The organism is Streptomyces sp. NPDC060198, from assembly GCF_042728415.1.
In the GTDB taxonomy this organism is placed as follows: Bacteria; Actinomycetota; Actinomycetes; order Streptomycetales; family Streptomycetaceae; genus Streptomyces.
In genome coordinates, this window is the sequence record NZ_JBHWZJ010000077.1 from 1 (window position 1) to 24,335 (window position 24,335).

Here is a 24,335-nt window from a genome sequence, read left to right on the forward strand (position 1 = left end):
GCCGCCCCGCAGCCCCAGGACCAGGCCGCGCCCCCGCTCGACGGTGCCGCCTACGACGTGCTGCGGGACCGGCTCGCCGCCCAGGCGGGCGAACTGGCCCGCCGGGCCGGGGCGCTGGGCGATGACGACATCCTCGGGCACACCCTGCAGGTCGACGCCGACCACTACCTCCCGGTGGACGCCGAGGGCATTCCCGAGGGGGACCCAGCCGAGGTGCTCGGCACCCCGTTCGACCTCACCGCCCCCCGCGTGCTGCGCGAGCGCCTCGCCCTCCCGCACGAGCAGCTGGCCTCGGCGGGCGGGTTCGACCACTGCTGGGTCCTGCGCGACGCTGCCCCCGGCGACGGCCTGCGCCGGGCCGCCCGGCTCGCCGCGCCCGACGCCTCCCGTGTGATGGAAGTGTGGACCACCGAACCGGGCATCCAGGTCTACACGGGCAATCTGCTGGACGGTACCTTCACCGACGGCGAGGGCCGGGTGCACGACCGCCACGGCGCGGTCTGCCTGGAGACCCAGCACCTGCCCGACTCGCCCAACCGCGCCTCCTACCCCACCACCGTCCTGCGCCCCGGCCAGACGCTGCACACGCGCACGGAGTGGCGTTTCCCGCACCTGACCGCGCCCCGCTAACCCCGCTCGCCGGCCCCGCACACGCGAGAGCGCCGGTACGGCCCGACCACGGGTCCGTACCGGCGCTCACCTGCGAGCCGGTGTCCTACTTCAGGTACGGCCCCGCGGTGCCGACCTGCCCGGGCGCGGCGTTCTTGCCGCCCAGGTCGAGTACGTACACCCGCATGTCGCCCTTGCCCGGCGCGGCCACCGTGAGGGTGCCGTCGGACACGGTCCGCACGTCACCGGTCACGGCGTCCTTGTAGGTGCCGTTCGGGATTCCGGTGTACGAGGCGCCGCCGGTGACGGTCACCAGGGCGAAGGAGTCGACTCCGCTCGCCGCGTCGGTGTAGCGGCGCTTGTACGCCATCGAACCGCTGATGCCCTCCGTGGAGTACTGGCCCATCTGGAGTGCCGGGACCGCCCGCCGGATCTGGTTCAGCCGCTGTACGTGCTTGACCAGCGGCTGCGCGAGGGTGTCCGCCACCGCACCGCTCGCCGAGGAGACCTTGCTGAAGTCCGAGGCCGTCACGTCACCGGCGATGCGGTCGCCGAAGTACGCCCGTCCGGTGGTCGCCAGCGGGCAGGTGGGCCCGCAGTCGATCTTCTTCCCCGCCTGGAACTCGACCTCGGAGCCGTAGTACAGGGTCGGGATGCCGCGGAACGTCCACATCAGGGCCATGTTCTCCGCCCAGGCGTCCGTGCCGCCCGCGTACCGCTCACTGCTCTTGTTGGGTCCGTAGTCGTGGCTGTCGACGTAGACGACGTTGTACGTGGCGTCGTTGTAACTGTCGTCGGAGTCCTTGCCGTTGCTGTAGGCGTTGTTGGCGTCACCGAAGTTCATGTGCATCCGCATGTCGATGACGTTCATCCCGGAGAACTGGCTGTGGTCCGGCGTGTGGTAGCTGTTTCCCTTCAGGAAGGCGTTGTCGGAGACCGGCTGCTGTCCGGTGCCCAGCTGCTCCTCGTAGTTGTACATCTCCAGCGAGGCGGCGGCGTCGTCCGCGCTGTACTCCTTGCGCTCCTTCCAGGTAAAGAACTGCGCCGAGTGGTTGACCGATCCCCGGTTCCACTTGTCGTTGACGAAGGCGCCGACCTCACCGAAGACGAAGAAGTTCTTCGCGGCCTCGGCGCCGAACTTCGAGGTGACCCGCTCCTGGATCGCCGGCAGGAAGCGGCGGTTCCAGGTGGTGCGCGGGATGTGCACGGCGGTGTCGATCCGGAAGCCGTCGACGCCCATGTCGATGTACTTGTCGTAGGCACCGATCAGGTAGTTCTGCACCGGGGCGCTCTCGGTGTTGAAGTCCGCGAGGTCCTCGTGGAGCCAGCAGCTGCGCGAGTCCTCGCCCTCCCAGTTGCCGATCCAGCAGTTGTGGTAGTAGACCTTCGGGAACATCCCGGAAGTGGCGTTCGGCCACTGGCAGTTGTAGATCTTGTACCCCTCGGCGGAGGTACTGCCGGTGGGCTTGCCCCAGTTGAGGCAGGTATTGCCCGCAGGCTCTGCGGTCGACCACAGGTCGCCGTTGTAGTAGGACTTGCCCGACTTCGTCTCGACGGTCAGCCCGTCGTACTCGAAGCCCTCGTTCTTCTCGTCGTAGTACCAGCTCCACTGCGAGTCCCGCACGCCGTAGACCGTCGGGGTGAACAGCCCCTTGGCGCCCCACCGGGAGGAGTGGTTGTAGACGACGTCCTGGTAGATCTTCATCCCCTTGGCGTGCGCCGCGTTGATGAGGTCCTGGTAGGAGGCGCCGGCCGATTCCAGGCGCGGATCGACCTTGTAGAAGTCGTAGCCGTGGTAGCCGTGGTAGTCGTAGTCCGAGCGGTTGAGTACCACGGGCGTGATCCAGATGGCCGAGAAGCCCAGCCCCTTGATGTAGTCGAGCTTCTTGACCAGGCCCTTGAAGTCGCCCCGGAACATGGGGTCGTTGTTGGCCGCGTTGCCGGACTTCACGTCCTGGCTGCCACCCCGGTTGTTCGTGCTGTCACCGTCGTTGAAACGGGCGGTGAGGACGAAGTAGATCGGGTCCTTGCGCGGGTCCGTGCCCAGCGGCTGCCCCGAGGCCGCGACGGGCGGCTTGTCACCGGTGGTGGCGGTCGCCGCCGAGGAGGCCGCCGAGACGTTCCCCGCGGCGTCCACCGCCTTGACGGTGTAGCTGTACGCGGTCCGTTCCTCAAGACCCGTGTCGGAGAACACCGTGGAGCCGGTGTCCGCCACCAGGGTGCCCTTCGTCCCGCCGGTGCGAGTGACCTGGTACTTCGTCACGCCCACATTGTCCGTGGAGGGTTCCCAGGTCAGGACCACCGAGACGCCGTCCGCTGCGGCAGCCGCCTTCGTCGGGGCGGACGGGGCCGTGGTGTCCGGTACCGCGGCGGCGCACGGATCGGCCGCGCCCGAGGTGACCTTGTGGTCCTTCACCGTGGAACGCCCACTCGCGAGAGCGTAGTTGGACCCGTTGTTGTTGTCCCAGACGCCGTTGCCGTTGTTGAACGTGGCGTTGAGCCCCGTGGCCGTCCCGAGGTCGACGGTCCGCTTCACCCACCCGGTGCAGGCCGCCTCCATGCCCACCCCGGGGACGGCGGTCCACGCGCCGCCCACCGGCTGGTAGTGGAGGTTGGTGGTGGTCCAGCCGACCGTGCCGGTGGAGTAGTAGACCTCGGCGCTGTTCGTGCCGGTCGGGGAGGGGCTCGGAGTCGTACCGCTGTCCGCGCACGGGTCGCTGTGGGCCACCACGCCGTCCTTGACCGTGATGTTCCCGGTGCCGAGCGCGTAGTTGTTGCCGGAGTTGTTGTCCCAGACGCCCTGGCCGTTGTTGAAGGTCGCGGCCAGGCCGGTGGCGCTGCCGAGCGGAACGGTCAGCTTCACCCAGTCCGTACAGGCGGCGGTCATCGCCGTCCCCGGGACGGTGGTCCAGGAGCCACCGTCGGGTGCCCAATGGAGCTTGTAGGCCGACCAGTTCTTGGTCTTCGTCCAGTAGAAGACGGTCGCCGAGTTCTCGGAGGCGGCCACCGGAGTCACGGACGGCAGCTGTTGCGTCTCGGGTATCGCGGTGAGCAGGCCCAGCAGAGCGGCCGCTGTCGCGGCCGCCGCCACGGGGCGTCTCAACAGCCGTAGGGGGGAGCGTTTCATCATGTCTCCAGGGGGAGGCCGTGGCGGGGGAGGCCGCGGCTGCCGACAACGCCGGTGTCCGGTAGGGGCACCGGCCGAGATCCCGCCGGAGAACCCGGACGCGCCTCGGGGTTCGGGCGAGCGGAAAGAATCCGATGGCAATAGCTGTCAGAATCTTTCTGCAATCTCTTGCGTCCAGGAAATTACCCGTGCATGTCAGCTTCGTAAAGGGTTCTGACAGCGACGGCCCCGGAAGAGCTCCGCACGCGGTCGCTCCACCCGGGGCCGCCCTCCGCCGGCTCCCCCTTCCGGGAGCCTGCGCCCTCCTGGCTCTCCTGGGAGCCTCAGTCCTTCAGCAGGCTCGCCCCGAGCTTGTCGCTCGCGTCCTTCACTCCGGGCAGCACCAGGAAGTAGCCGCCGCCCCGTGTGACGGTGAAGTCCGCGAGCCGCTCGCCGTCCAGACGCCGCTGAACCGCCTCGAACTGTCGCGCGATGTCCTGCTGGTAGCAGCAGAAGTTGAGCCCCACGTCGAGCCCGCCGTCGGGCGCCAGGCCGCGGTCGAAGTTGTAACTCCGCCGCAGCGGGAGCGAGTCGGCCGTCTCGGGGGTTCGCGGGTTCGCCCGGCGGATGTGCGAGTCGAAGGAGATCTTCCGGCCGTCCGGGTCCGACCGGTAGTCGGGAACGTCCGTCTCCTTGGTGCCGGTCAGCGGAGCGCCGCTCGCCTTGTTCCGGCCGAAGGCGCGCTCCTGCTCGGACACGGGCAGCCGGTCCCAGGCCTCGACCCGCAGTCGGGTGATCCGCAGCACCTGGTAGCACCCGCCCCGGGCCCAGGCGGGCGCTCCACCGCGCGAACCCAGCCAGAGCACCCGGTCCATCTCCCGCTCGGACTTCGTGTCCGGGTGGGAGATGCCGTCCTTGAAGCCGACGATGCTGCGCGGCGCGCCGCTCGGCCGGGGCGGGTTGAGAAACCCGTCGCTACGCCACCTCGGGGCCGCCAGCCCCCGCAGTGCCAGTTGCAGATCGCGCATCACCTCCAGGACGGCGTCGGGATGCTCCGCGCAGACCTGGACCGACAGGTCCCCGTGGCAGGCCGCGGGGTCGAGGTCGTCCCCGGGGAACGCGGGCATCGTCCGCAGGCCCGCCGGACGGCGCCCCTGGAGGCCGAAGCGCTCGTCGAAGAGGGACGCCCCGACGCCGACCGTGACGGTCAGCCGGTCGTCGGGGCCGCCCTGCCCGGCGCCCGCGGTGAGGGCCCTCGCCCGCCGCGTCAGCACGTCGAAAACGCGGATCAGCGCGCTCCGGTCCGTGCCGACGACGTCGAGCGCGACGAAGGCGACGAACGCCTGCTGCGGTGTCACGACGCCCGCCTGGTGCGGCCCGTGGAACGGCACCGCGGCCTTCCGGGCCACGGCGGGCGCCGCCTCGGGCCGCCCCGCCGGTGCCGCGAAGGCGTCGGGCGCGCTCGTCACCGCCCCAGCGAGACCGACCCCCGCCATCACGAACCCCCGGCGTCCGTGGAGTCCGTCCGTGCCGGCGGGGATCGGACGGTCGTCGATGTCTGTCATGGTCGCGCCTCTTCCACGTGCTCGATGTGTCTGGCCAGGCCGTGTCCGACCGTTGCCCGTCGGACCGTTCCGACGCGAAGGGCGGGACACGGCGCAGTGAGCCTTACCAGCGAGGCGTGCGCCCGGGCGCAAATTCATTCCTGCGCGTCACCGCCATGCGCCCTTCGGTCCCGTGCGCCGCCCTCACCACCCCCTGATCGGGCGACTACTCAGCGTGGTGAACATGTTTCGGAGGGTAACGGGAATACAGCCGGGGTCCGGACCCGGTCGGGGACGGACCCGCCCTTGAATCAGCAGGCCCGGTCCCTGGGAGAACCTCGGTGGAGAACACGGAAACTGTACGCAGCTGCCCCTTCGACTTCGCGCAACGGCTGGAGTTCGACCCCCAGCTCAAGGAGCTGCTGACCACCGCACCGGTGTCCCGCATCAGGATGCCGTACGGCGAGGGGGACGCCTGGCTGGTCACCCGGTACGAAGACGTGCGGACGGTCACCACCGACCGGCGTTTCAGCCGCAGTGCCGTGACCGGACGGGACTTCCCCCGTATGACCCCCGAACCCATCGTCCAGGACGAGGCCATCAACCTCATGGACCCGCCGGCCAGCAGCAGGCTCCGCAGCCTGGTGGCGAAGAGCTTCACCGCCCGGCGGATCGACGCCATGCGGGTGGGCACCCAGCGCATCGTGGACCGGCTGCTCGACGCCATGGAAGACGGCGCGACCACCGCCGACTTCATGCAGGCGGTCGCCGCTCCCCTGCCGCTCGTCACCATCTGCGAGGTGCTCGACATCCCCGAGCCCGACCGGCCCTGGCTCCGCTCGCACGCCCTCACCATGATGAACGTCGGAGCGGCCGGCAAGGAGGACGCGATCCGCGCCAAGGCGGAACTCCGCGCCTACTTCGGGGAACTCACCGCCCGGCGCCGCCGCTCGCCCGGCGAGGACCTCATCAGCACCCTCGCCACCGCCCGGGACGGCGACGAACTCCTCGGCGACGACGAACTGACCGTCATGGCCATGGTCCTGCTCATCACAGGACAGGACACCACCACCTATCAACTCGGCAACATCGCCTACTCGTTGCTCACTCGCCCCGAACTGGCGCGCGTCCTGCGCGACTCCCCGGAGCGCCTGCCCCGCACCCTTGAGGAGCTCCTCCGGCACATCCCGTTCCGCAAGGGCGTCGGCATCCCCCGGGTCGCCCTGGTGGACGTGGAACTCGGCGGCGTCAGCATCCCCGCCGGCGACATCGTGCACGTGTCCTACCTGACCGCCAACCGCGACGCCGGGAAGTTCGAGCGACCGGACGACCTGGACCCCGACCGGCCGTCCATCCCCCACATGACCTTCGGCTGGGGAGCCCACCACTGCCTGGGGGCCCCGCTCGCCACGATGGAACTGGAGACCGCGTTCTCTTCGCTGCTCCGCCGGTTCCCGGACCTGCGCCTCGACGTGTCCGCGAACGACATCCGCTGGAACACCACGTCGATCTGGCGCTATCCGCTCGCCCTGCCCGTCACGTGGTGACGAGAGCCTCCGCTCCCAGACCCGAGGAGAACCCATGGCGACCCTGTGCCGCCCGGCCATCGCTGTGCCCGAACACGTCATCACGATGCAGCAGACCCTGGACCTCGCCCGCGAGACCCACGACGGCCACCCCCAGCGCGACCTGGTCCTGAGGCTCATCCGGAACACCGGCGTCCGGACCCGTCACCTCGTCCAGCCGATCGAGGAGACGCTGCGCCACCCCGGCTTCGAGGTGCGCAACAAGGTGTACGAGGCCGAGGCCAAGAAGAGGGTCCCCGAAGTGGTGGGCCGGGCACTGGAGTACGCCGAGGTCGAGGCCGCCGAGATCGACCTCATCGTCTACGTCTCCTGCACGGGCTTCATGATGCCCTCGCTGACCGCCTGGCTGATCAACACCATGGGCTTCCGGCCGGAGACCAGGCAGCTGCCGATCGCCCAGCTCGGCTGCGCGGCGGGCGGGGCGGCCATCAACCGCGCCCACGACTTCTGCCGTGCCTACCCGCAGTCCAACGTCCTCATCGTGTCCTGCGAGTTCTGCTCGCTCTGCTACCAGCCCGCCGACATCGGCGTCGGATCCCTGCTCTCCAACGGCCTGTTCGGCGACGCCGTCTCGGCGGCCGTCGTCCGCGGCGAGGGCGGCACCGGGATGCGTCTGGAACGCAACGGCTCGCACCTGGTGCCCGACACCGAGGACTGGATCTCCTACGCGGTCCGTGACACCGGATTCCACTTCCTGCTGGACCGGCGGGTCCCCGGCACCATGGAGATGCTCGCGCCGGTCCTGCGGAACCTGGTCGACCTGCACGGATGGTCCGTGCAGGCCATGGACTTCTTCATCGTGCACGCGGGCGGTCCGCGCATCCTCGACGACCTCTGCCACTTTCTCCAGCTCCCACCGGGGATGTTCCGCTACAGCAGGGCCACCCTCACCGAGCGGGGCAACATCGCGAGTTCGGTGGTCTTCGACGCGCTGGCCCGGCTCTTCGAGGACGGTGGCGCCGAGGACGCCGCGCAGGGACTCATCGCCGGATTCGGGCCAGGCATCACGGCGGAGTGCGCGGTCGGACGCTGGGTGCGCCGGCCCGACCACGACCTCGGCCGGGCGGAGGACGACCTGGCGTCGAGCGGCGCGCTGCCCGCGCCGGGCGGCGCGCTGCTCGGCTGAGCGGCGGCGCCCCGCCGGCCGTGCCGTTCACCTCGGGCCCGTACGACGCACCGGGATCCTGCCGGCGGTTACGGACCCACGCGGGACGCGTGAACACCGGGACAGCTGAACGCCGGGTCGGCCGAGCACCGGGACACCCGAACGCGGGCGCTCACTCGAACCGCGTGGTGTCGCCCGCTCCCTTGCGCACGACGGTGACCTCGCCGTCCGAGAAGTCGATGACCGTCGTCGGTTCCGTACCGCAGTCGCCGGAGTCCAGCACGGCGTCCACCTCGTGGTCGAGCCGCTCCTTGATCTCCCAGCCCTGCGTCAGCGGCTCCTCCTCGTCCGGCAGCAGCAGTGTGCTGGAGAGCAGCGGCTCGCCCAGCTCGCTCAGCAGGGCCTGGACCACGGCGTGGTCGGGGATGCGGACGCCCACGGTCTTCTTCTTCGGGTGCAGCAGCTGGCGCGGCACCTCCTTCGTCGCGGGCAGGATGAAGGTGTACCGGCCGGGCGTCGCCGCCTTGATCGCACGGAAGACGTCGTTGTCGATCTGGACGAACTGGCCCAACTGGGCGAAGTTCTCGCACACCAGGGTGAAGTGGTGGCGGTCGTCGAGACGACGGATCGAACGGATGCGGTTGATCCCCTCCCGGCTGCCCAGCCGGCACCCGAGGGCGTAGCAGGAGTCCGTCGGGTACGCGACCAGTGCGTCCGAACGGATGAGACCGGCCACCGTGCTGATCGTGCGTCGCTGAGGGTTCTCGGGATGCACGTCGAAATACTTAGCCATCCGCCGAGTCTACGGGGTGCGTCGCGCCGCCCCACGAGGTTCGTGCGACGCCACGCTCCGGCGGCGGCCCCGCGCGTGCTGCGGCAGAGTGGCGGTATGAACGACCTCAACGCCCTCGCGGACGAGCACCTCGCCGCGGCGCGCAGCTCCCCCCACGGGCGCAGCGCGCACCGTCTGCTCCAGCAGCCTCCGCTGCGGCAGACGGTGATCGCCCTCACCTCCGGTTCCTCGCTGGACGAGCACAACGCACCGCTCGCCGCCTCCCTCCAGGTGCTCCGCGGCGCGGTCCGCATCACCGCGCCCTCAGGTGACGTGGAGCTGACGACCGGCGGCCTGGGCGCGATCCCGAGGGAGCGGCACGGGCTGCTGGCGCTGGAGGACGCCGTCGTGCTCCTCACCGCCGTCAACGACTGACGGGCGGACGGCGCCCCCACCGGCGGTCGCCGGAACCGGACACCCGGGGTGGCGGTGTACTCCCGCGAAACCGAGGCATGAGACAAAGGACGGCACCGCCCACCGGTGGCCCGTGCGACCAGCGCGGGTGTCCGGCGTGCCCCATCCCGTTCACCTCCCCCGGAGCGACGCGTGTTCCGCAAGTCCGTTGCCCCTGCCCGCGAGGCGGGCGGCGCCCACCCGCCCGGCCGTGCCGCCGCCTGGTCCGCCGCGCTGCGGCGGACCCCCGTCTCACTGTGGAACGACGACATATCCGACTGGGCGGCCGCTCAGACGTACTACGCCATCCTCGCCCTGCTGCCCGCACTGCTGGTCACGGTCTCCGTCATCGGGCTGGCCAGCCCCGGTGCCACGGCCGCGCTGATCGCGGACATCACCGCCTTCGCCCCGGCGGAGTCCGGCGCGGCGCTGCGGCAGCCGCTCCTGGCCGCCACCGAGCAGCGCGCCGCGGGCTGGGTCCTGGTCGCCACCGGCAGTGTCAGCGCGGTCTGGTCGGCCTCCAGCTACCTCGCGGTCTTCCGCCGGGCCCTGCACGCCATGCACCACGAGCGCGACACCCGGCCAGCGCTGCGCAACGCGCACACCATCGTCGCCTCGGCGATCGGGCTGCTTCTCCTGATGCTGACCAGCGCGTTCGTGCTGGTGCTCACGGGGCCGCTCGCCCGCTGGGCGGCCCGCAGGATCGGTCTCGCCGAAGCGGGACAGGCCGTGTGGTGGTTCCTCAAATGGCCCGTCCTGCTGGTACTGGTCACCTGTCTCATCACCGTCCTCTTCCGGACGGGGCCGCGTTCGGTGCGCGGCACGCGGCAGGGACTGCCCGGCGGGGTGCTCGCGGCCGTGCTCTGGCTCGTCGCCTCCGCGGGATTCGCGCTCTACGCCACGCACGTGGGCACCTACAGCCGGCTGTACGGCTCGCTCGCCGGACTCGTCGTCTTCCTCATCTGGGTCTGGTTCACCAACCTGGCCCTGCTGGCCGGAGCGCAGTTCAACGCCGAACTGGCGGCGGAACGGAAAGCGCGTGGCGTGCGCCCGGCGGTGCCACCGCAAGGCTCCGGCCAAGGGGGCGGCGAGGAGGCCTGACCGGTCCGCGGGAGCATCCGCCGAGACGCGTCGGGCGCTGTCGCGCGGACCTTGTGGGAGCGCTCCCAAGGTGGCATGCTCCCCGCTATGGGACAGCTCGCCTACATACGCTCCTACCGCCCCGACGACCGCGCCGCGCTTGCCGACATCTGTGTCCGGACAGCCGACAACGGCGGTGACTCCCGGCATCTGTACGCCGATCAGGAGCTGATGCCCTCGCTGTTCGCCGCACCGTACGCGTACCTCGAACCCGACCTTGCGTTCGTCCTGGACGACGGCTCGGGTCAGGCGGTGGGATACGTCCTGGGCACGGCCGACACCACGGCGTTCGCCGCCGCCTTCCGGGAGCGCTGGCTGCCGCTGGTGGCCGGCCGGTTCCCGGCCTCCGGCGAACCGCCCACCACGCCGACCGAGGAGATGATCGCCCTCCTGCACCGCCCCGAGCACATGCTCGGCCCGCAGGTCGCCGACTACCCCGCCCATCTGCACATCGACCTCCTGCCGCCCTGGCAGCGCAAGGGCCACGGACGGGAGCTGATGCGTGCGTTCCTCGACGCGCTGCGGGCCAAGGGGGTCGCCGACGTGTACCTCTCGATGCTGACGGCGAACGAGCCGGCCAGGCACTTCTACGACCGGCTGGGGTTCCACGAGATCGACGTGCCCGACCCCGGGGTGCTGACCTATCTGGGCCGGAGCACCGACAGCGCGGGGCTGTAGGGCCGCGAGGGTCTGTGGGACGGCGGGTTCACGGGGCGGTGCGGTACCCGGCCACGATCGGCATCGTCTCCCGCAGCATCCGGGCACTGTCGTTGGCCGCGTCCCCGAGGCGCCGGCCCTTCCAGGTGCCCTCGGCGCTGGAGAAGCGGCTGACGCGGCGGCAGCCGTCACCGCAGGAGGACCGGTAGGCCATGATCGTGTAGTACTCGCGGTCCTCGGTGACCCAGCCGGTGTTGTACGGACGGGTGCTGCTGACCTCCATGGCCCCCTCGGACCCGTCGGCGAGCGCCGTACGGTCGTGGGCCAGGCCGAGGTTGTGGCCGATCTCGTGGCTGGCCGAGTCGAGCGCGATGCCCTGGACGTCCACGACCGCGTAGGCGTACGCGTCCGAGGAGGCGGTCAGGTCCGGGGTGTAGTCCCCGGTGCCGCCACCCCGGCCGGACGCGTCCACCACGAGCGTCACCAGGTCGGCGCCGTAGCGGTCGCGGCGCTGCCGGGCCTCCGGCCCCAGGGCGGGGTCGTCACCCTCGCGAAGCCCGTCGTACGCGGGGTCGAACTCGTCGGATCCCTCGTACCCCTTCGCCGTGTACGGGTGGACGATCCGGATGGAGCCGCAGACCCCGCTCGCGAGCAGGGACTGGTTCATCCGGGTGGCGATGTCCTGTGCCGACACCTGTACCCGGTGTGCGCCGCCCACGGCAGCCGCGGCCTTCGGTGTGTACACGGCCAGTACGTCGACCACCGGGCAGTGGCGGGCCGGCCGGTCCGGCGCCCCGTGGGTGGCGCTCGGCGCGGTCCCTCGGGCGGCGCCGTTGCCTCCCGCCGCAGGCGCCAGACCGAGCGCGGCGAGGAGTGGCAAGGACCAGGCCGCCTTGAGCGCGGTCACGGGCATGGGGCGCGTCCTTTCGGGGCGGGGCCGGGCGGTCGCCATGAGTGTTTCTTGATCGGCGGGTGGCGAAACCGCGCAACCGGACCCCCCCGGCCGGTCCGGCGGTGCGGACGCGGTGGAACTCTCCACGTGGGCCTCGTGGAGAGGGAGTCGAGTCGCCCCCCGAGCTGCTCGGAGCCTTCCCGGGGCGCACCGGGCCGTCGGCCCCGAGGGCGAGGGGTGCGGCGACGGGGAGTTGGGCAGGTACATCTGTGCGAAGGGGCAGAAGGTTGCGCGGACGAGCACGGATCGAGGGGTGGGAGACGTGACGGAACAGAGCGGGTGGCGCTTCACGGACGACCGGGGCAGGGTCGCGGAGACGGAACGGCGGCCCTCCCGGGTGCTGGCGTACATCCAGGCGGGCGCCACGCTGTGGGACCTGGGCGTCCGGTCATGGGGCGTCTTCGGATCCGGCCACGACGGCGCCGAGATCGACCGGGCGAAGGCGGGGGAGCTCCCGTCGGACGAGGTGGTCTACCTGGGGGCGGGCGCCGCTCTCGACGTGGACACCCTGCTGCGGGGATCGCCGGACCTCGTGGTGGCCGTCAGCTACGGCGGTGGCCAGGTGTACGGACTCGACCCCGACACCGCCAAGCACCTGGAGGAACACGTCCCGGTGGTCGTGATCGACGTCGGCCGCTCGCGCACGCTCGCCGGTACCTCCGACCGCTTCGCCGGGCTGGCCCGCTCGCTCGGCGCGGCCGCGACCGCCGGTGCGGAGGCGGAACTCGAAGCCGCGCGGGACCGGTTGCGCGAGGCGGCCCCGGCCGGCGTCCGGGTGGTGGCGCTCTCCCCGGCCGATCGGGACCAGGCGTACGTCGCCCGGCCGGCCCTCTGGCCCGAACTGGCGGCCCTGGACGAGTTGGGCGTCGGCCTCGTCGACCCGCCGCCCGGCCCGGGCGTCAACTGGCACACCGCGCCCTGGGCCGAGGTGGCCGCACTCGCGCCCCGGATCCTGCTGACGGACGTCCGGATCAACGCGGCACCGCTGAGCAGCCTCCGCGACCAGCCGGACTGGGCGGCGCTGCTCGGTGCCGGGACGCTCGTCGTGCCGTGGAACCCGGAGCCGCTGTGCAGCCCGCATGCGCACGCCCGCTTCCTCTCGACGGTCGCCGACGCCCTGGACTCCGTACGCGCGGACTGAGAGGCGGCCGTCGCGCGGACGGCGGGAGCCCGGCCCTCCGGGAACAGGGGCCGGGATCCGTCGTGCGTGCGGTGGCCGTTCACCGGCCGGGTGGTCAGCCGACGGCGACCCAGGGACCGTACGGATCGCCCGGGGCCTGGTTGCGGGTGTACCACCTCGCCCGGTACGTCCTGCCCTGGTGGACCGCCACGTCGTCGGTCCGGAAGATCCTCGACGCGGTCCAGACGGCGGTGCCGTCCTCGGCGAGGGCGATCTCCTGCCAGGGGCCGTACGGGTCGCCGGGAGGCTGGTTCCGGGTCCACCAGAACGCCTGGTAGAGGGCGCCGCCGTAGCTCACCGTGTCGCCGCTGTCGTAGACCTCCGCAGGGCTCCAGACCGTCGGCACGACGCCGGCGATCTCGACGCGGGCGGGCAGGGTGACGGTGAAGCCCCACTCGTCCGTGGCCGTCACGGCGACCTGATAGCGGCCGGGCGTCAGGGGCTTGACGGCCGTCAGGTCGGCGCGGACGGTGCCCGGGACATCGAGCACCGGCTGCAGCCGGGCCAGCACGGCGGCCTCGTCCACGGTGTCGCCCGCGGTGAAGGCGGCCGTCGTGGCCGACAGGACCAGACCGGGACGCGGAGCGACCCGGACCGTCGCGGCCACCGGGTCGGACGTGTAGCGGCCGTGGACCGCGGTGACCAGGACGGTGTACCACCCGGGCTCGGCGAAGTCGACGCCGGAGAGGTCGGCCCGCAGGACCGCCTCGGCCGGGTCGGCGGTGGCCCCGGCGTCGGTGAGGAACGCGGCGGCGTCCACCGGCCCGTGCCCGGCCTGGTAGGCGACGGTCCGCCTGTCCACCGAGACGACCGGAAGCTCCGGGGCGGGGGCGGTGTCACTCTCGCCGAGGGTGAAGGTGGTGACGGCGGCGGCGTGGTCGCTCGCCCAGGAATTGTCCGCCACCTCGTCCTCCGAGGGCCAGCCGACGGTCAGCGCGTGCGCCTCGTCGACGTGCAGGCCGTCGCCCGCGTACCAGACGTAGTCGATGCGGTCCTGCGGCTCGTCCTCACCGTTGGCGTGGGCGGAGGTGACCGGGGACCAGGTGATCCCCGGGTCCGTGTCCGGGTCGGGGTTGGCGACCCGGTAGGAGTCAATCAGGCCGAGGCTCGCGAAGACGTCCGGCACCGGCCAGTCCACCGCCCCGGCGCCGCAGTGCGAGCCGCCGGTGGACGCGGTCCAGTCGTCGGCCGAGGGGGAGGCCAGGTCGCCGAGGAGCAGCACCGGGGTGTCGCCGGAGAGGTCGGCCGCCATCTCCTGGGCCACGGCGCGGGCCTGGGCGTAACGCGTGGTGGTCCGCTCGTGCGCCGCGAGATCGGTGGCCGCGTCGAAGCAGGCCCGGTAGGGGCCGTAGTCGGTCTCGTCGAGGTGGGTGTTCCACACCCGCACCGGCATACCGGCCACGTCCAGGGTGACGGCGGCGGCCGGGGCCGCACCGGTCGGGGCGACCCGGTCTGCGTCGGCGATCGGGTAGGCGGAGACGATGCCCAGATCGCCCGAGGCGTAGACGTCCCAGCCGAGGGCGGCGCCGACCTCCCGGGCCATCGCCGCGCCGCCGTCCTGGAACCCGGCCAGCGTGATGCCCTGGGTGGCGATCACGGCGACGTTCTTGGCGACCGCGTCGGTGACGTGGCTGCCGCCGTCCCAGGCGTTCCAGGACGCGCTCTGTAGTTGCGGGGCCGCGCCCGCCGCCGAGACCGGGACCTGGAGGAGGATGTCGGCGGTGGTCGTGCCGTCGGTCGCCCGCACGGTGAGCGCACCCTCGTCCTGCGGGACCTCGGCGGGGGCGGTGCCGGTGACGACGCCGTCGGCGCCCACGTCCAGCCAGGAGTCCCCGGAGACCTTGCGGAAGACGGTCTTGGCCCCGCCCGGCCGCGTCCAGCCCGCCTTCCACAGCCCGGCGAGCGGCTGGCGCACGGAGGCGGAGACGGGCGCGGCGGGCAGCCGGAACGTGTCGGTCATGAAGCCGGTGGTGCCCAGCGGTCCCAGCTTGGTGAGCCGGAGATCATCGAAGGAGACCGCCGCGGAGTCCAGGCACAGGCCCGTGACACCCGTGGCGGTGCGGGGGAGGGGCACACCGGCGAGGACGAGCCGGTCGTCGACGTAGAAGTTGGCGGTCCTACCGTGCACCTCCAGCGCGAGGCGTGCGTCGGTGCCGGTACCGAGGTCGGTGCCGAGGGGCGCGCCGGCGAGGGCCGAGGCCGTGGTGGGCGACTGGACGAAGGCGCGGACGCCGTCGGCCGTCGTGGTGCCGCTGCGGACCGCGAACGCCGGGAAGGGGCGCACCCCGCCGACGGGGGTGTCCGCGATCAGCGCGAACCACGGATCGTCCGGCCGCAGCACCTGGTCGAAGCGGGCGGTGGTTTCCAGGAGGTAGTCGTCCAGATGCGGCCCGAAGGTCAGCACCGGCTGGTCACCGGCGGCGGGTGAACGGCCGGTCAGCCGTCCGCCGGCCACCGTCCAGGGCTCCGATCCGGTGGCCTGGTTCCAGCAGTCGAGCGCGTCGGCCCCGGAGAAGTCCTCGTCCAGGACGACTGTGCCGACCGGGGCGTCGACGGCGCCGGTGACGCCGTCCTCGTAAGCGGTGCAGTCGGGCGCTCCGGCGGGCGGGGCGCCGTTCGCGGCGGAGAAGGCGGCGACCTGACCGGCCGTCAGCGCGCCGGTCCACACGTCGGCGGTGGAGATGCTGACGGGTGAGGGGGTCTCGATGCCTCCGGCGGACGCCGAGTCGGCGCCCAGGGTCCAGTTCTGCGCGCCGGACGTGGGGACGGTGAGCGCGCCCGGGGCCGCCGTGGCCGAGGCGAGCACGCCGTCCACGTACAGCTTGACGCTCTGGCCGTCCCAGGTGGCCACCGCGTCGTACCAGCGGCCGGCGACGATCGGGGCGTGGGTGTACTTGTAGCCGCCGGCGTTCACCGAGAACGCCAGCTGCCCGCTGTCGATCTGGAGGTCGGCCCCGCCCGACTGGGCGTTCGAGCAGATCGCCTTCTGCCCGCTGGCCGGGACCGTGGCGCCGTTCCAGCGGAAGCGGCACCCGACGGTGAACCCGCCGGTGAGTTTGGACCACTGGCCGGCGAACGGATAGGTGTACGCGTCCGAGGTGCCGTTGAAGGTGGCCACCGGCTTGCCGGCGCCCGGGTCGCCGGTGATCTGCGGTGCGCCCTTGACCACGGGCGCGAGTTGCTGGGCGCGGTCGGCCGGAGTGCGGTCGGCGAAGTCGACGGCGAGGACGTCCGGGGAAGGCGCCACGTCGGCCGTCGTGGCGGTCGCGGTGGTCTGCTGGGCGGGCGTCGCCGCTGCCGCCGGCCCTGCGAGCAGGGTGGCGGGGGTGAGCAGCAGGACCAGCGCGGCCGCTAGTCGGGCCGCGTGGTGACGGGTGTGCGGTCTCATGTTCTCGCTCCTCAGACCGTCGCCACGCGACCGGCGTACCGCTGGGTCCAGCCGGTACCGGTGTCGGCGGTGACGACGACGTCGTAGTACCCGAGCCGGGTCGGCCAGTCGACGGTGGTGGCGGCCTGGCCGGCGACGCTGTACGTCTGGACGCCGCCGAGGTGGTCGTGGGCGGTGAGGGTGTAGCGGACCGGCTTGGTGCCGTCGTTGCGGAGGGTGAGTCGCACCTCGGCCTCCTTGCCGGGGATCAGCTCGGTGTCCACGCGCGGTACGGGGATGTTCTTCTGCGTCGCGGGGACGATCCGGCCGGCGAAGGAGCGTACGAAGCCGTCGGGGCCGTACACGGAGAAGGCGTAGTTCCCGTCGGTCTTGCGGGCGTCCCACGTGTGCGTACGAGGGGCAGCGGCGGAGACCGTGTAGGGGGTGTTGACGAACGGCAGGTACTTGTCGGGGAAGGCCTGGAGGCTGACCGCCTTGCCGTCCGGGCCGCCGGCCAGTGTCATCGTGGCGGTCACCGTGCCCGCCGAGCGGTTCTCGGTGAGCGTGGCGTGCGGGTGGAAGGACAGTCCGCGCGGCTTCATCCGGTCCGCGGACAGCGGCGGGGGCGTGCCGTCGACCGGGTCGGCGATGTCAGCCGGTCCGGGCTGCGGGTGTGCGAAGTCGATGGCGCTGGTCAGGTCGCCGGAGACGGAACGCCGCCAGTCGGTGATGTTCGGACAGGTGAAGGGCTTGCCGAGGTGGGCGGCCCAGGTCTCCAGGAACTTCACCGTCGAGGTGTGGTCGAAGACCTCGGAGGCGACGTAACCGCCGCGCGTCCACGGCGAGACCAGCAGCATCGGCACCCGCGGGCCGAACCCGTAGGGCGTGGTGCCGGAGAACTCGCCCGCCGTGCCGGCCTCGGGCCGCGGCGGCAGGACGTGGTCGAACTTCCCGTCGTTCTCGTCGTAGGTGATGATCACCAGGGTGTGGTCCCAGACGTCGGCATTGCTCTGGAGGGTGCGGAGCACCTTGTCCATGTAGCGCTCGCCGTGCACCGTGTCGAAGTTGGGGTGCTCGCTCCAGGCGGCCGGCATGACGATCCAGGAGACCTCAGGCAGCGGGTGTTCCGCACCGGGCTCGCAGGCGGCGGAGAGGTCCCGCAGGACCGCTTCGAGGTTCGCGTCGGAGTCGTCGTTCGGCGTGGTCGTCCCGGAGTAGAGGAAGGAGTTGGCCTTCCAGACCTTGCCGGTGCCCGGCTCCAGGTCCTCGGGGGCGGCCGAGCGGGGGTCGAAGGCCCGGAAGCTGTTGGTGACGTTGCAGCCGTAGTCGCCGACGAAGCCGCCCTGCAGCGCTCCGCCGAGGCCGTTGCCGCTGTTGTCGCTGTAGACCCGCCAGTCGATGCCGGCCTGCTGGAGCTGCTCGGGCACCGTCAGCCAGCCGCGGCTGTAGTCGTTCTGACCGGCGTTGGAGGTCTCGCCGTGGGAGGTACCGGTCATCAGGTAGTAGCGGTTGGGGATCGTCGGGCCGTGCAGCGAGCAGAAGTTCATGTCGCAGACGGTGTACTGGCTCGCCAGCGAGTACATCCACGGCATGTGGTCGGGGGTGTAGTACCGCATGCAGCCGGCGCCCTTGTCCTGCACCCAGGTGTTCCAGCGGCCTTCGTTCGCGCCGTAGAAGTTGTGGTTGTCGCCCCAGGTCGCGGTCGAGGCGGACGGCGCGACGACGGTGCCGTCCGCGTCGCGCTGCTGGAAGACGCTCGTGCCGTCCTGGAAGGTCAGCGCCTGCCTGTCGTCATGCCCGCGCACGCCGGGGAGCTTGCCGAGGTAGTGGTCGAAGGAACGGTTCTCCTGCATCAGGATCACCACGTGCTTCAGGTCCGAGATGTCGCCCGCGTAGCCCGCGGGCAGGACGTACTCGGCCGCTTCGGCGGTGGGCGCGGCGGCGGCCTGGGCGACGGAGCCGGTGGCGAGCGCGCCGAGCGCGACGGCGGCACCTCGCAGCATCGACCTCCGGGAGAGCCGGAGTCCGGCGGCGGGCCCGGACACGGTTTCTGCGGGCGCCCGGCCGGCTGGGTCCCGCACCGCGAGATCGGGCTCGGTGCACGCCTGTTGTGGGGAGAGATGTTCGGCGAGCGGGGTCTCTGCCGTGGTGAACGTCATCAAGAGCCTCCGGGGGAAGAGGGGTTCGGTGGTGCGCACACCGCCGCGCGTCCGGCCGCGGACGACCGGGACCGCACCTGCGGTCGTCCTGCTCCGATTCGGGGGACTGGTGGCACCGGTGCCGGGACGACGTGCGCACGGGGCCGGACCGGGCAGGCTACGGACGGGGCCGATCCACGATGTGTGCTCGCGAGAACGTAGTGGCGCGAGATGAACTCCCGGCGACCGCGCGCGGATGACCGGCGCACCGGCCGGTGATGATCTTGTTCTCCGGCGTGTCGCGTGCTGCCGCCCGCGTGGCGCGTCCGGGGCGGGGCGGGCCGCCTCCGCCCCGGCGGCCCGGAGGCAGCACCGCCGGTGTCGCCCGGGGCGAGGACCGCGCCGGTCCGCGCCCCGTACGGGCGGTCAGGGATCGCGTCCCGGGGCCGGGCTGGCGAAAGTGGTCAGAACGGGCATCCGCCCCGCCCTTCCGGCCGGAAGGGGAAGGGGCGGGACCGGCCACCCGCCCCTCCACCTCCGGGAGTCAGCCATGCAGAAGGACAAGCACCCCGACTACCGCCCCGTCGTGTTCCGCGACCGGTCGGCCGGATACGCCTTTCTGACGCGGTCCACCGCATCCAGCGAGAAGACCATCGAATGGGACGACGGCAACACCTACCCGGTCGTCGACGTCGAGATCTCCGCCGAGAGCCATCCCTTCCACACCGGCCAGGCACGCGTCGTGGACGCGGAGGGGCAGATCGCCAAGTTCGAACGGCGGTACGGGGAAGCGGGCCATGAGGACACTGCCTGAAACTCCGGCGCACTGCCGCGGGGTGGTCCGGGGGGCGGCGGCCCGGGACCACCGGCCGGGGGAGCGGTGATGGGGACGCACTCCGCCACAGATTGGGCCGATCTCCACTCGTACAGGCGAACGTCAATCACTCGTTCGGCGGTATCGAACGCATCCTCGCCGCGTGTTGCGCCGTTCGCATGACAGGGTACGGGCCGATCAGGGGAGCGGGGCGACGGGTGGCGAGCGGACGGGCGGCTGCGGGCGCCGGCGGCAGCGGTGTGCGTACGGCGGTGCTGGAAGGTGTCGCGGGATGGGTGCCGGGAGAGCCGGTGGGCAATGACGCGTTGCCCGAGGCCTGGGGCGTGGACGACGCGTGGGTGCGTCATCGTACGGGCATCGTGAGCCGGCACCGCGCCGGGCCCGGACTCTCCACCGGGGACCTCGCCCACGAGGCGGCCCGCCGGCTCGTCGACGGGGTCGCACCCGGACCGGTGGACGCACTGGTGCTCGCCACGGCCACTCCCGACCACCTCTGCCCGGGCACCGCGCCGGCCCTCGCCGCCCGGCTCGGTCTCGGCACGGTCCCCGCCTTCGACATCGCGGCCGTCTGCAGCGGTTTCGTCTACGGACTCGCCGTCTGTCACGGGCTGGTCGCCTCCGGCCTCTACCGCCGGATTCTGCTGGTGGGCGCCGACGTCTACTCCACCTGGCTCGACCCCGGGGACCGGGCGGCCGGAGTGGTCTTCGGTGACGGGGCGGGGGCCGCGCTGATCGCCGCGGGCCGGAGCGGCGACCCCGGTGAACTCCTCGCCTTCGACCTGGGCAGCGACGGTACGGGCCGCGATCTGATCACCGTGCCCGGAGGCGGCGCCCGAGCCCGTGCCGCGGGTGGACCGCCCGTCGAGAGGGACGCCTTTTTCCGGATGCGGGGCAGCACGGTCTACGAGCACGCCGTGCTGCGCATGGCCGCCTCCTGCCGGGCACTCCTCACCTCGGTGGGCTGGGAGCCCGCCGACGTCGACCACTTCGTGCCGCACCAGGCCAACGGCCGCATCATGAGCGCCGTGGCCCAGCGTGTCGGCATCGGGCCGGACCGCTGCGTCACCCACGTGGACAGGGTCGGCAACACCGGTGCCGCCTCCATCCCACTGGCGTTGGCGGACGCCGAGGGGCAGGGGCGCCTTCGCGCGGGGGACCGCGTGCTGATCACCGCGTTCGGAGGCGGACTCACCTGGGGCTCCGCGGCACTTCGCTGGCCGGGAGCCCCGCCGACGACCACGACGGAAGGAACAGAGCATGTCGCAGTCCGCTGACACAAGGACCGGGGCCGCTTCTCGGGACCGGGCCGCCGAGTCGGCGAGAGCGGCCCGCCACCTCGCGCCACGCGGCGCGCGCCACAGGAGCCGGGCCGGTGCCGCCGTCGCCGTCACCGGGCTCGGGGTGGTCACCCCCGCGGGCGCCGACGAGCACTCCTTCTGGACGGGGCTGTGCTCCGGCCGGTCGACGGCACGAAGGTGCGAGGAACTCGCCGGGCTGCCGGTCGACTTCGCCTGCCCCGTGGACAGCGTCGACCTCGACGCGGCGATCGGCGGACGCTCGGTGTGGCGGATGGCGCGGTTCGTGAAGCTGGCCCTCGTCGCCGCCCGGCAGGCGGTCGCGGACGCCGGGCACGATCCCGCGCGCTGGGACGGCGGCCGGGTCGGCGTGGTGCTCGGAGTCGGGGTGGGCGGTGTCTCGGTGCTCGTCGACAACGCCCGCAGACTGGCCGACGACGGACCGGACGCCGTGTCACCACTGCTGGTTCCCATGATGATCCCGAACGCCGCCGCCGGGGAAGTGGCGATCGCGCTCGGGGCCCACGGACCGAGCCTCGCTCCGGTCACCGCCTGCGCCTCCGGCGCGACGGCCATCAGCATCGCCCGCGATCTGCTGGACAGCGACCAGTGCGACATCGTGGTGGCAGGCGGCGCCGAATCCGTGCTCACCCCCCTCGTCGTCACGGCGTTCGCCCGGATGGGCGCCCTCTCCACCCGGTCCGACGACCCGGCGAGCGCCTCCCGCCCGTTCGCGGCCGACCGCGACGGCTTCGTCATGGGCGAGGGCGCCGCCATGCTCGTACTGGAACGCGAAGCGGACGTGACTGCCCGGAGCGGGCGCACCCGCGCGCTGCTCGTCGGGGCCGGCTCCAGCACCGATGCCTACCACCCCACCGCGCCCGAACCCGACGGTCGGGGTGCGCAGCGGGCGGTGGAGGATGCCCTGCGGCAGGCCGGCTGGACACCCGGTGAGGTCGATCACGTCAACGCCCACGGCACGTCCACCCTGCTCAACGACGCGATGGAGACCGCCCTCATCGGCCGGCTCTTCCCGCACGCGCCCACGGTCACCGCACCCAAGGGCGTCGTCGGGCACACCCTCGCGGCAGCCGGGGCCATCGAGGCCGTGGCCACCGTGCTGACGCTGGAGCACGGGCTCGTCCCGCCGATCGCCAACCTCGACTCGGTGACCGACGCGTTCGAGCTCGACTGCGTGGTGAAGGAGCCGCGCGGCCAGTGCGTCGAGACCGTCGTGAGCCACTCCTTCGGCTTCGGCGGGCACAATGTCGCGCTGGCCTTCCGGCGTGCCTGACGGGCCATCACCAGCAGTGAGGGGAGGTCCTGTTCCGCACGTGCTCACGTGCTCACGTGGTTCGCGTCGGGCCGGACCCGCGGCAGGCCGAAAGCCGCCATCCGCTTCTCCTCGTAGGAGAGGAACCCGAGGCTCCGGTAGAAGGCGGCGTGGTTCCTGCCCTCCGGCGTCGATTCGTGGTCGAACGCGACGCCTGTTCGAGGTCTCCGTGGCCGGCTGTCGGCGTGATCCTGGCTGCTCTGGCCGGGGGACTCTCGGCACCGGCCCGCACGCACTTCTTCACCACGCTGTGGCGTCTGGTCGGCGGCCACGCGCACCACAGCGAGCAGGCCCTGGGGCGGGACAGCCTCGGTGACGAGTGCCGGGCCAGGGCCCGGGAGGGCCTGTGGCTGATCGTGCGGCTCGGGATCACCGGCAGTGCGGACGACGCGGACACCGCGGCCGACATCTGTGAGCTCGTCGATCCCGACGACGAGAGATCCTCCTACTACCAGGCCCTGCCGCGTGAACGTGCCGTTGCCAAGGCCAAGCGCCGACATGCTCGATGACGACAGACCTCGCCCGACCGGACGTCGCGGACAGGCGCTCGGCCTGTTGTACGGCGCGAGCCGACGCCCGGGGCGAGGCTCGCTGGTGCCGCGTCGCGACGGGGCAAACCTTGGCTGACGCGGCACTGGATCAGGCGGGGGGAAGCGGGAGCGGACGGTGGCATGGCGGTGCTCGGCCGACGGGCGACGAGGGGTGTCCTCGCCGTTCCGTGATCGTTCAACGGAGCATGACCCCTCTCCCCGCCGCGGCGCTGCCGCCTGCCGCCACGGACGCGCTGCGTGCCGTGATCTTCGGCCCCGACTTCCGCCGCGAGCACGCCTTCTGGCGCCGCCTGACCACCACCGAGCCCTTCCGGAGCGGTACATGCTCCACCTCGGATGATCAACTCGCTCTCTCCTACGAGAGGTTGCGGCTGATCAACCGCTCCCTCGACAGTGCGGCCCGGCTCGCCTGTGACGTACGCGCCCTCACTGCGATGCACGAGTGGATCGGGCCGGTCGATCCCACCCTCGCCACAGTGGCGGGGATTCACTACAACCTGTTCCTCGGCAGTCTGCTCGACCACGACCCCGAGGGCCGCCGCGATCTTTCCGGTCCGTTGCACATGGACGAGATCGGCACCTTCCTCTGTACGGAGGTCGCGCACGGCAACGACGCGACCGAGGTGGAGACGACCGCCACGTACGACCGCGCGCGCGACGGATTCGTGCTGCGCACCCCGCACGCGGGCGCGCAGAAGTTCATGCCCAACACCAGCCCGGTGGGCGGCCCCAAGAGCGGGCTGGTCGCCGCCCGGCTCGTCGTCGACGGGAGTGACCACGGCGTCTTCCTCCTGCTGGTCCCGCTCACGGACGCCGTCGCCGCCCTCCCGGGCGTACGGGTGCGCAGGCTGCCGGCCCGGATGGGTTCGCCGGTGGACCACTGCCTCACCTCGTTCGACGACTGCTTCGTGCCCCGTGCGGCGCTGCTCGCCGGTCCTCAGGGACACGTGGGAGAGGGCGGCGAGTTCTCCGGCGCGCTGCCGAGCAGGCGGCGGCGCCTGCTCGTCTCCATCCGCAGGGTCACCCCCGGCAAGCTGGCCATGAGCGCCTGCGCGGTCGGCTCGGCGCGCGTCGCGCTCGCCGTCGCCGTGCGCTACGCCGGGCACCGTACGGTCTCGGGCCCACGCGGCACCGGTGCGGTTCCCGTGTACGCCCACCGCACCCACCACGGCCCACTGGCCGAGGCGTTGGCGACGGTCTTCGCGATGAGTCTGCTGCACCGCCGCGCGCTCGACCGCTGGGAGGCGAGCGCGGACGGGAGCGACCGGGGGGCGGCGGAGCGGCTGGTCGCCGTCGCCAAGGGGTGGATCACCTGGCGGGCGAGGGACGTGATCGTCGAATGCCGTGAACGCTGCGGCGCGCAGGGACTGCTGGAGCACAACGGGCTCGCCGCGCTGGTCACCGGCATCGAGGGCACCATCACCGCCGAGGGCGACAACCTCCCCACGCACGCCAAGGCGGCGGCCGAGATGCTGCTCCTGGCGCCACCAGCCCCGGTGCACACCGCCGACGGGGCGACGGGGCCGGCCGGCCTCCGGGACCCGGCCTTCCTGCGCGGGCTGCTCGCCGCCGTGGAGGCCCTCCGCTTCGCGCGGGCCCGGACGCGGATGGGCGCCGCCCCACCCGGGGACGCGCTCGGCCGTTGGAACGCGGCTTCGGGCGCCGCCCTGCGGGGGGTGGAGGAGTACGCGGCACGGCAGGCGGCCGAAGCG

The 24,335-nt window shown here is 72.2% G+C and carries 17 protein-coding genes and 1 pseudogene; 12 read left to right on the forward strand and 6 right to left on the reverse strand.

Translation table 11 applies throughout. The features are described from left to right. Positions 1 to 630 (forward strand): annotated as a pseudogene (locus ACFWEP_RS12935) (hypothetical protein); the annotation flags it as partial. 85 nt (positions 631 to 715) lie between these two features. Here ACFWEP_RS12935 and ACFWEP_RS12940 read toward each other — a convergent pair. After that, positions 716 to 3,736, reverse strand: a complete 3,021-nt coding sequence (locus ACFWEP_RS12940; RefSeq protein WP_387369383.1) for a carbohydrate binding domain-containing protein — start codon at positions 3,734 to 3,736, stop codon at positions 716 to 718. Positions 3,737 to 4,059: 323 nt separating this feature from the next. After that, on the reverse strand, positions 4,060 to 5,280 hold the full coding sequence (locus ACFWEP_RS12945; protein ID WP_387369385.1) for a Dyp-type peroxidase: 1,221 nt from the start codon (positions 5,278 to 5,280) through the stop codon (positions 4,060 to 4,062). A gap of 320 nt (positions 5,281 to 5,600) precedes the next feature. Between ACFWEP_RS12945 and ACFWEP_RS12950 the strand changes: the two genes are divergently transcribed. Both ACFWEP_RS12950 and ACFWEP_RS12955 read left to right on the forward strand, forming a co-directional pair. Continuing rightward, positions 5,601 to 6,806, forward strand: coding sequence for a cytochrome P450 (locus ACFWEP_RS12950; protein ID WP_387369387.1), 1,206 nt, complete (start codon positions 5,601 to 5,603; stop codon positions 6,804 to 6,806). Positions 6,807 to 6,840: 34 nt separating this feature from the next. Next, on the forward strand, positions 6,841 to 7,971 hold the full coding sequence (locus ACFWEP_RS12955) for a type III polyketide synthase (RefSeq protein WP_387369389.1): 1,131 nt from the start codon (positions 6,841 to 6,843) through the stop codon (positions 7,969 to 7,971). 151 nt (positions 7,972 to 8,122) lie between these two features. Here the strand turns inward: ACFWEP_RS12955 and ACFWEP_RS12960 are convergent, their stop codons facing one another. After that, positions 8,123 to 8,743: an L-threonylcarbamoyladenylate synthase gene (locus tag ACFWEP_RS12960; RefSeq protein WP_387369391.1), complete on the reverse strand. Its 621-nt coding sequence runs from the start codon at positions 8,741 to 8,743 to the stop codon at positions 8,123 to 8,125. A gap of 96 nt (positions 8,744 to 8,839) precedes the next feature. Between ACFWEP_RS12960 and ACFWEP_RS12965 the strand changes: the two genes are divergently transcribed. The 3 genes from ACFWEP_RS12965 (at position 8,840) to ACFWEP_RS12975 (ending at position 10,993) form a co-directional block, all read left to right on the forward strand. Further along, the gene (locus ACFWEP_RS12965) at positions 8,840 to 9,157 is read left to right on the forward strand and encodes a cupin (RefSeq protein WP_387369393.1); all 318 of its coding nucleotides are present in this window, start codon (positions 8,840 to 8,842) and stop codon (positions 9,155 to 9,157) included. A gap of 171 nt (positions 9,158 to 9,328) precedes the next feature. Further along, the gene (locus ACFWEP_RS12970; protein WP_387369395.1) at positions 9,329 to 10,276 is read left to right on the forward strand and encodes a YihY/virulence factor BrkB family protein; all 948 of its coding nucleotides are present in this window, start codon (positions 9,329 to 9,331) and stop codon (positions 10,274 to 10,276) included. 87 nt (positions 10,277 to 10,363) lie between these two features. Further along, positions 10,364 to 10,993 carry a GNAT family N-acetyltransferase gene (locus ACFWEP_RS12975; RefSeq protein WP_387369416.1) on the forward strand — a complete coding sequence of 210 codons (630 nt, stop codon included), beginning with the start codon at positions 10,364 to 10,366 and terminating at the stop codon, positions 10,991 to 10,993. Between the two features lie 28 nt (positions 10,994 to 11,021). On the opposite strand, the gene ACFWEP_RS12980 is transcribed toward ACFWEP_RS12975, so the two are convergent. Next, on the reverse strand, positions 11,022 to 11,885 hold the full coding sequence (locus ACFWEP_RS12980) for a M12 family metallo-peptidase (protein WP_387369397.1): 864 nt from the start codon (positions 11,883 to 11,885) through the stop codon (positions 11,022 to 11,024). A gap of 301 nt (positions 11,886 to 12,186) precedes the next feature. Here ACFWEP_RS12980 and ACFWEP_RS12985 point away from each other — a divergent pair, with 301 nt between their 5' ends. Next, a complete protein-coding gene (locus ACFWEP_RS12985) occupies positions 12,187 to 13,065 on the forward strand; it encodes an ABC transporter substrate-binding protein (RefSeq protein WP_387369399.1) in 879 nt (292 codons plus the stop codon). A 94-nt stretch (positions 13,066 to 13,159) separates the two neighbouring features. On the opposite strand, the gene ACFWEP_RS12990 is transcribed toward ACFWEP_RS12985, so the two are convergent. Both ACFWEP_RS12990 and ACFWEP_RS12995 read right to left on the reverse strand, forming a co-directional pair. Continuing rightward, a complete protein-coding gene (locus tag ACFWEP_RS12990; protein WP_387369401.1) occupies positions 13,160 to 16,492 on the reverse strand; it encodes a LamG-like jellyroll fold domain-containing protein in 3,333 nt (1,110 codons plus the stop codon). Between the two features lie 11 nt (positions 16,493 to 16,503). After that, entirely contained in the window at positions 16,504 to 18,630 is a 2,127-nt protein-coding gene (locus tag ACFWEP_RS12995) for an alkaline phosphatase family protein (protein ID WP_387369403.1), read from the reverse strand. A 529-nt stretch (positions 18,631 to 19,159) separates the two neighbouring features. Between ACFWEP_RS12995 and ACFWEP_RS13000 the strand changes: the two genes are divergently transcribed. The 5 genes from ACFWEP_RS13000 to ACFWEP_RS13020 form a co-directional block, all read left to right on the forward strand. Next, entirely contained in the window at positions 19,160 to 19,423 is a 264-nt protein-coding gene (locus ACFWEP_RS13000) for a type B 50S ribosomal protein L31 (RefSeq protein ID WP_387369405.1), read from the forward strand. A gap of 218 nt (positions 19,424 to 19,641) precedes the next feature. Continuing rightward, on the forward strand, positions 19,642 to 20,718 hold the full coding sequence (locus ACFWEP_RS13005; protein ID WP_387369408.1) for a beta-ketoacyl-ACP synthase 3: 1,077 nt from the start codon (positions 19,642 to 19,644) through the stop codon (positions 20,716 to 20,718). Continuing rightward, positions 20,702 to 22,033, forward strand: a complete 1,332-nt coding sequence (locus ACFWEP_RS13010) for a beta-ketoacyl-[acyl-carrier-protein] synthase family protein (RefSeq protein WP_387369410.1) — start codon at positions 20,702 to 20,704, stop codon at positions 22,031 to 22,033. Before ACFWEP_RS13005 ends, ACFWEP_RS13010 begins: the two co-directional genes overlap by 17 nt. A 224-nt stretch (positions 22,034 to 22,257) precedes the next feature. Further along, a complete protein-coding gene (locus ACFWEP_RS13015) occupies positions 22,258 to 22,581 on the forward strand; it encodes a hypothetical protein (protein ID WP_387369412.1) in 324 nt (107 codons plus the stop codon). A gap of 227 nt (positions 22,582 to 22,808) precedes the next feature. Beyond that, the coding region (locus ACFWEP_RS13020; RefSeq protein ID WP_387369414.1) for an acyl-CoA dehydrogenase family protein at positions 22,809 to 24,335 on the forward strand (1,527 nt) is incomplete at its 3' end.

Coding starts and splice junctions, on each gene's coding strand:
- ACFWEP_RS13000 (WP_387369405.1), top strand. CDS start 19,160: ATGCAGAAGGACAAGCACCCCGACTACCGCCCCGTCGTGTTCCGCGAC.
- ACFWEP_RS12955 (WP_387369389.1), top strand. CDS start 6,841: ATGGCGACCCTGTGCCGCCCGGCCATCGCTGTGCCCGAACACGTCATC.
- ACFWEP_RS12960 (WP_387369391.1), bottom strand. CDS start 8,743: ATGGCTAAGTATTTCGACGTGCATCCCGAGAACCCTCAGCGACGCACG.
- ACFWEP_RS12940 (WP_387369383.1), bottom strand. CDS start 3,736: ATGAAACGCTCCCCCCTACGGCTGTTGAGACGCCCCGTGGCGGCGGCC.
- ACFWEP_RS12945 (WP_387369385.1), bottom strand. CDS start 5,280: ATGACAGACATCGACGACCGTCCGATCCCCGCCGGCACGGACGGACTC.
- ACFWEP_RS12980 (WP_387369397.1), bottom strand. CDS start 11,885: ATGCCCGTGACCGCGCTCAAGGCGGCCTGGTCCTTGCCACTCCTCGCC.
- ACFWEP_RS12990 (WP_387369401.1), bottom strand. CDS start 16,492: ATGAGACCGCACACCCGTCACCACGCGGCCCGACTAGCGGCCGCGCTG.
- ACFWEP_RS12965 (WP_387369393.1), top strand. CDS start 8,840: ATGAACGACCTCAACGCCCTCGCGGACGAGCACCTCGCCGCGGCGCGC.
- ACFWEP_RS12995 (WP_387369403.1), bottom strand. CDS start 18,630: ATGACGTTCACCACGGCAGAGACCCCGCTCGCCGAACATCTCTCCCCA.
- ACFWEP_RS12975 (WP_387369416.1), top strand. CDS start 10,364: ATGGGACAGCTCGCCTACATACGCTCCTACCGCCCCGACGACCGCGCC.
- ACFWEP_RS13010 (WP_387369410.1), top strand. CDS start 20,702: ATGTCGCAGTCCGCTGACACAAGGACCGGGGCCGCTTCTCGGGACCGG.